6 protein-coding genes are annotated in these 6317 nt (G+C 66.5%); all 6 read left to right on the top strand.

Going from position 1 to position 6317, the window contains the following annotated elements:
- Positions 1 to 275: 275 nt before the first annotated feature.
- Entirely contained in the window at positions 276 to 647 is a 372-nt protein-coding gene (gene rpsL / locus AOK23_RS39330; protein WP_003948652.1) for a 30S ribosomal protein S12, read from the top strand.
- A gap of 2 nt (positions 648 to 649) precedes the next feature.
- Positions 650 to 1120 (top strand): 30S ribosomal protein S7, encoded by a 471-nt coding sequence (gene rpsG, locus AOK23_RS39325; protein WP_003992340.1) that lies wholly within the window; start codon positions 650 to 652, stop codon positions 1118 to 1120.
- A gap of 39 nt (positions 1121 to 1159) precedes the next feature.
- Entirely contained in the window at positions 1160 to 3286 is a 2127-nt protein-coding gene (gene fusA / locus AOK23_RS39320) for an elongation factor G (RefSeq protein ID WP_055537300.1), read from the top strand.
- Positions 3287 to 3443: 157 nt separating this feature from the next.
- Positions 3444 to 4637, top strand: coding sequence for an elongation factor Tu (gene tuf / locus AOK23_RS39315; protein WP_055537301.1), 1194 nt, complete (start codon positions 3444 to 3446; stop codon positions 4635 to 4637).
- A gap of 249 nt (positions 4638 to 4886) precedes the next feature.
- Positions 4887 to 5438 carry an RNA polymerase sigma factor gene (locus tag AOK23_RS39310; protein ID WP_055717236.1) on the top strand — a complete coding sequence of 184 codons (552 nt, stop codon included), beginning with the start codon at positions 4887 to 4889 and terminating at the stop codon, positions 5436 to 5438.
- A complete protein-coding gene (locus tag AOK23_RS39305; RefSeq protein WP_055717235.1) occupies positions 5435 to 6028 on the top strand; it encodes a hypothetical protein in 594 nt (197 codons plus the stop codon). The genes AOK23_RS39310 and AOK23_RS39305 overlap by 4 nt, the downstream gene beginning before the upstream one ends.
- Positions 6029 to 6317: the final 289 nt, after the last annotated feature.

The following is a 6317-nucleotide window of genomic DNA, read 5'->3' as shown; positions in this document are numbered from 1 at the left end:
CACCAGACAAGGCCCCCCGCCCCAGCCCAGCGCAGCGGCTACCCATTTGTTTTGACCGTAGCGAATGCGATAGGTACGCTCAGACCTTGTGCCTGGGGTGTGCCCTGGCTCTCGTGCGTGCCTTGAACCGCACAGGTGGGAGCCGTAAGCGGACGCCGTAATCTGCGCCCTTCTGCCTCGCGGCGGGAACCCGCAGTATTCGACACACCCGACCGCGTGGGTCGGAGATGTTCCGGGTTAGCTTCACCATTCGGCACACAGAAACCGGAGAAGTAGTGCCTACGATCCAGCAGCTGGTCCGTAAGGGCCGGCAGGACAAGGTCGAGAAGAACAAGACGCCCGCACTCGAGGGTTCCCCTCAGCGCCGCGGCGTCTGCACGCGTGTGTTCACGACCACCCCGAAGAAGCCGAACTCGGCCCTGCGTAAGGTCGCGCGTGTGCGTCTGACCAGCGGGATCGAGGTCACCGCTTACATTCCGGGTGAGGGACACAACCTGCAGGAGCACTCCATCGTGCTCGTGCGTGGTGGCCGTGTGAAGGACCTGCCGGGTGTTCGCTACAAGATCATCCGCGGCTCGCTCGACACCCAGGGTGTCAAGAACCGCAAGCAGGCCCGCAGCCGCTACGGCGCCAAGAAGGAGAAGTAAGAATGCCTCGTAAGGGCCCCGCCCCGAAGCGCCCGGTCATCATCGACCCGGTCTACGGTTCTCCTCTTGTCACGTCGCTCATCAACAAGGTGCTGCTGAACGGCAAGCGCTCCACCGCCGAGCGCATCGTCTACGGCGCCATGGAGGGCCTGCGTGAGAAGACGGGCAACGACCCGATCATCACGCTGAAGCGCGCTCTGGAGAACATCAAGCCGACCCTCGAGGTCAAGTCCCGCCGTGTCGGTGGTGCGACGTACCAGGTTCCGATCGAGGTCAAGCCCGGTCGTGCCAACACGCTCGCGCTGCGCTGGCTCGTCGGTTACTCCCGCGCCCGTCGCGAGAAGACGATGACCGAGCGTCTGCTCAACGAGCTTCTCGACGCCTCCAACGGCCTCGGTGCCGCTGTGAAGAAGCGCGAGGACACCCACAAGATGGCCGAGTCCAACAAGGCCTTCGCGCACTACCGCTGGTAGTCGCAGACCCCATCGAGACCGAGAGAAGACTGAAGCCTTATGGCTACCACTTCACTTGACCTGGCCAGGGTCCGCAACATTGGGATCATGGCCCACATCGACGCGGGCAAGACGACCACCACCGAGCGGATCCTCTTCTACACCGGCGTCAGCTACAAGATCGGTGAGGTCCACGACGGCGCCGCCACCATGGACTGGATGGAGCAGGAGCAGGAGCGTGGCATCACGATCACCTCTGCTGCCACCACCTGTCACTGGCCGCTTGAGGGTGTCGACCACACCATCAACATCATCGACACCCCGGGTCACGTCGACTTCACCGTCGAGGTGGAGCGTTCGCTCCGCGTCCTCGACGGCGCCGTGACGGTGTTCGACGGCGTTGCCGGCGTGGAGCCGCAGTCCGAGACGGTGTGGCGTCAGGCCGACCGTTACGGTGTGCCCCGCATCTGCTTCGTCAACAAGCTGGACCGCACCGGCGCCGAGTTCCACCGCTGCGTGGACATGATCTCGGACCGCCTGGGCGCCCAGCCGCTCGTCATGCAGCTCCCCATCGGTGCTGAGGCCGACTTCAAGGGCGTCGTGGACCTGGTCCGCATGAAGGCGCTCGTGTGGTCCGCCGAGGCCGCCAAGGGCGAGATGTACGACACCGTCGACATCCCGGCCACGCACACCGAGGCTGCCGAGGAATGGCGCGGCAAGCTGCTCGAGGCCGTCGCCGAGAACGACGAGGAGCTGATGGAGCTGTACCTGGAGGGCGAGGAGCCCACCGAGGAGCAGCTCTACGCGGCGATCCGTCGTATCACCATCGCGTCCGGCAAGGGCACCGGCACCACGGTGACCCCTGTCTTCTGCGGCACCGCGTTCAAGAACAAGGGCGTCCAGCCCCTGCTCGACGCGGTCGTGCGCTACCTCCCGACGCCGCTTGACGTCGAGGCCATCGAGGGCCACGCCGTCAACGACCCGGAAGAGGTCATCAAGCGCAAGCCGTCCGACGACGAGCCGCTGTCCGCGCTGGCGTTCAAGATCATGAGCGACCCGCACCTCGGCAAGCTCACCTTCGTCCGGATCTACTCCGGTCGCCTGGAGTCCGGCACCGCCGTGCTGAACTCCGTCAAGGGCAAGAAGGAGCGCATCGGCAAGATCTACCGCATGCACGCGAACAAGCGTGAGGAGATCGACTCGGTGGGCGCCGGCGACATCGTCGCCGTCATGGGCCTGAAGCAGACCACCACCGGTGAGACGCTGGCCGACGACAAGCAGCCGGTGATCCTGGAGTCCATGGACTTCCCGGCCCCGGTCATCCAGGTCGCCATCGAGCCCAAGTCGAAGGGCGACCAGGAGAAGCTCGGCGTCGCGATCCAGCGCCTGGCCGAGGAGGACCCGTCCTTCCAGGTCCACTCCGACGAGGAGACCGGCCAGACCATCATCGGCGGTATGGGCGAGCTGCACCTCGAGGTGCTCGTCGACCGTATGCGCCGTGAGTTCAAGGTCGAGGCCAACGTCGGCAAGCCGCAGGTCGCCTACCGCGAGACGATCCGCAAGGCCGTCGAGCGCGTCGACTACACGCACAAGAAGCAGACTGGTGGTACCGGCCAGTTCGCCAAGGTGCAGATCGCGATCGAGCCGATCGAGGGCGGCGACGCCTCGTACGAGTTCGTGAACAAGGTGACCGGTGGCCGTATCCCGAAGGAGTACATCCCTTCGGTGGACGCCGGTGCGCAGGAGGCCATGCAGTTCGGCATCCTCGCCGGGTACGAGATGACGGGCGTCCGCGTCACGCTTCTCGACGGTGCCTACCACGAGGTCGACTCCTCCGAGCTGGCGTTCAAGATCGCCGGTTCGCAGGCCTTCAAGGAGGCCGCCCGCAAGGCCAGCCCCGTGCTGCTCGAGCCCATGATGGCCGTCGAGGTCACCACGCCCGAGGACTACATGGGTGAGGTCATCGGCGACATCAACTCCCGCCGTGGCCAGATCCAGGCCATGGAGGAGCGGGCCGGTGCCCGTGTCGTGAAGGGCCTCGTGCCCCTCTCGGAGATGTTCGGCTACGTCGGCGACCTGCGCAGCAAGACGTCCGGCCGCGCCAGCTACTCCATGCAGTTCGACTCCTACGCCGAGGTTCCGCGGAACGTCGCCGAGGAGATCATCGCGAAGGCCAAGGGCGAGTAACTCAGCAGAGTTCCAGCCTTTAGGCTTGACTCCGGAGCCTTACGGGGTCAAACCCCCGCGAATGCGGATGTTTGACCCCCGGGGCCCGGGCTTTCCAGCAAAGATCACCTGGCGCCGATGAAGCAAGGCGTTCAGAACCACTCCACAGGAGGACCCCGTGGCGAAGGCGAAGTTCGAGCGGACTAAGCCCCACGTCAACATCGGCACCATCGGTCACATCGACCACGGTAAGACGACCCTCACGGCCGCCATTACCAAGGTGCTGCACGACAAGTACCCGGACCTGAACGAGGCCTCGGCCTTCGACCAGATCGACAAGGCTCCTGAGGAGCGCCAGCGCGGTATCACCATCTCCATCGCGCACGTCGAGTACCAGACCGAGTCGCGTCACTACGCGCACGTCGACTGCCCGGGTCACGCCGACTACATCAAGAACATGATCACCGGTGCTGCCCAGATGGACGGCGCCATCCTCGTGGTCGCCGCCACCGACGGCCCGATGCCGCAGACCAAGGAGCACGTGCTCCTGGCCCGCCAGGTCGGCGTTCCGTACATCGTCGTCGCCCTGAACAAGGCCGACATGGTGGACGACGAGGAGATCCTGGAGCTCGTCGAGCTCGAGGTTCGTGAGCTCCTCTCCGAGTACGAGTTCCCGGGCGACGACCTGCCGGTCGTCAAGGTCTCGGCGCTCAAGGCGCTCGAGGGCGACAAGGAGTGGGGCCAGTCGGTCCTGGACCTGATGGACGCCGTCGACTCCGCCATCCCGGAGCCGGAGCGCGACGTCGACAAGCCGTTCCTGATGCCGATCGAGGACGTCTTCACCATCACCGGTCGCGGTACGGTCGTCACCGGCCGTATCGAGCGTGGTGTCCTCAAGGTCAACGAGACCGTCGACATCATCGGCATCAAGACCGAGAAGACCACCACCACGGTCACCGGCATCGAGATGTTCCGCAAGCTGCTCGACGAGGGCCAGGCCGGTGAGAACGTCGGTCTGCTCCTCCGTGGCATCAAGCGCGAGGACGTCGAGCGCGGCCAGGTCATCATCAAGCCGGGTTCGGTCACCCCGCACACCGAGTTCGAGGCCCAGGCCTACATCCTGTCCAAGGACGAGGGTGGCCGCCACACGCCGTTCTTCAACAACTACCGTCCGCAGTTCTACTTCCGTACGACTGACGTGACCGGTGTTGTGACCCTCCCCGAGGGCACGGAGATGGTCATGCCGGGCGACAACACTGAGATGAAGGTCGAGCTCATCCAGCCCGTCGCCATGGAAGAGGGCCTGAAGTTCGCCATCCGTGAGGGTGGCCGGACCGTGGGCGCCGGCCAGGTCACCAAGATCAACAAGTAAGTCCGTTGATCTGACCTGGTAGCTCCAGCACGAGCTCCAGAAGGGGCCCGTACGACTTCAGTCGTGCGGGCCCTTTCGTCGTTCCCGGATTCACTGCTCCCGGGTTCGCTGTTCCCGGGGCCCTGTCTCCGGGCCTGTCCGGTAACGCCTTCGCCCTCCCCGGCCAAGTACAGGTGACAGCATGACCGACGACGGGAGGTACACACCTTGGCACCGGACAGCAGAAGCCGGGGCGGTCCGCCGGGAGAGATGTACGATCCCGCGGCGTTCGAGGTCTTCTACAGCCGCCACGTCGACACCGTCACCCGGTTCATGGCCCGGCGGGTCACCGATCCGCACACCGTCGCCGACCTGACCGCCGAGACGTTCCTCGCGGCCATCGACTCCGCGCACGCCTACCGGGCCGACCTCGGCAGCGAGACGGCCTGGCTGTACGGCATCGCACGCAACGTCGTCGCCGCGGAGGCCCGGCGCAGCGCCCGCCAGAGCGTCCTCGGCAGCCGTATCGCCGGCCGCCGGCTGCTCGACGGCGACGACATCGACCGCCTGGAGGAGAAGCTCGACGCGGAGGCCGCCGGGCGCCGGGCGCTGGCCGCGCTGGAAGGGCTGCCCGACGGGGAACGCGCGGTGATCGAACTCGTCGCGGTCGACCAGCTCAGCGTCACGGAGGCGGCGACGGCCCTCGGGATACGCAAGGTCACCGCGAGGGTGCGGCTGCACCGGGCGCGCAAGGCGCTGCGGTCGGCCGCCGCGCCGATGGAGCAGACGGCAGGGCTCAGCTACGCAGGGGGAAAGGCATGACGACGAAGACCGGGAGCACGTTCGAGGACCGGCTGCTGGGCGAACTCCAGCGGGAGATCGCGCTGCGCGCGGCGGACCGGACGGAGGAGGCGCCGGTGCGCAGGCGCCGGGTCACGCCCCGGCGGGCACTGGTGGCCCTCGCGGCGTGTGCCGTGGCGGCGGGGGTCGTGGTGGCGGTGCCGTCGTCGACGGGCGGGCAGCAGGCTTACGCGCTCGAGCGGCACGAAGACGGCAGTGTCACCCTCACGTTCGACGAGATCGTCGCCCTGAGTTGGGACGACAAGTCGAGGCTGATCGAGCGCCTGCGCGCGGAGGGCGTCTTCGTCAGTGTCGACAAGCCCAGGAGCGGCTTTGTGTGTGAGCAGCCGCGGGGCAAGATGCCGCCGGAACGCACGCGGACCTACAACGTGAAGACGGGCGTGTGGAGTGAGCCCCTGACGTACACGCTCCACCCCGGCGACACCCTGGCCTTCGAGGAGCCGGAGCGGGTGAAGGACGACGTCAGCCCCGCCTGGAGCATGTACGTGGTCGAGGGTCGGATCAAGCCCTGCAAGGAAGTGCCCTTCGAAGGCCTCGTGGGAGAGGACTAGCCAGAGTGGGTCCGTGCGATCGAAGTCGTGCGGGTCCCTCGTCTCCCACCTTCGAAACTATTCGACGCGCCTGACCCGTTGTCCCCTCGCTTCACTCCCTCCACCATTTGTCATGTCGCTGAGCAAATCCTGGTTTCGGGACGATCGGTCGAGGGGTGTGGCATGTCCGCGGACGTCAGCCGTAGAACCGTTCTGGGAGTGGGCGCGGGGCTTGCCGTGGGCCCCGCGCTGCCGGGGGCCGCGTCGGCGGACGACGGTTCCGGGGCCGGCGGCGGCGCCGGAACCGTCG

Source organism: Streptomyces torulosus, assembly GCF_001419765.1.
Lineage (GTDB): Bacteria > Actinomycetota > Actinomycetes > Streptomycetales > Streptomycetaceae > Streptomyces > Streptomyces torulosus.
The sequence above is the reverse complement of the archived record's forward strand: the minus strand, read 5'-3'. Positions and strand labels throughout refer to the sequence as shown.

Excerpts from the sequence above, each read along its gene's own strand:
- rpsG (WP_003992340.1), top strand. The coding sequence starts at position 650 with ATGCCTCGTAAGGGCCCCGCCCCGAAGCGCCCGGTCATCATCGACCCG.
- fusA (WP_055537300.1), top strand. The coding sequence starts at position 1,160 with ATGGCTACCACTTCACTTGACCTGGCCAGGGTCCGCAACATTGGGATC.
- AOK23_RS39305 (WP_055717235.1), top strand. The coding sequence starts at position 5,435 with ATGACGACGAAGACCGGGAGCACGTTCGAGGACCGGCTGCTGGGCGAA.
- AOK23_RS39310 (WP_055717236.1), top strand. The coding sequence starts at position 4,887 with ATGTACGATCCCGCGGCGTTCGAGGTCTTCTACAGCCGCCACGTCGAC.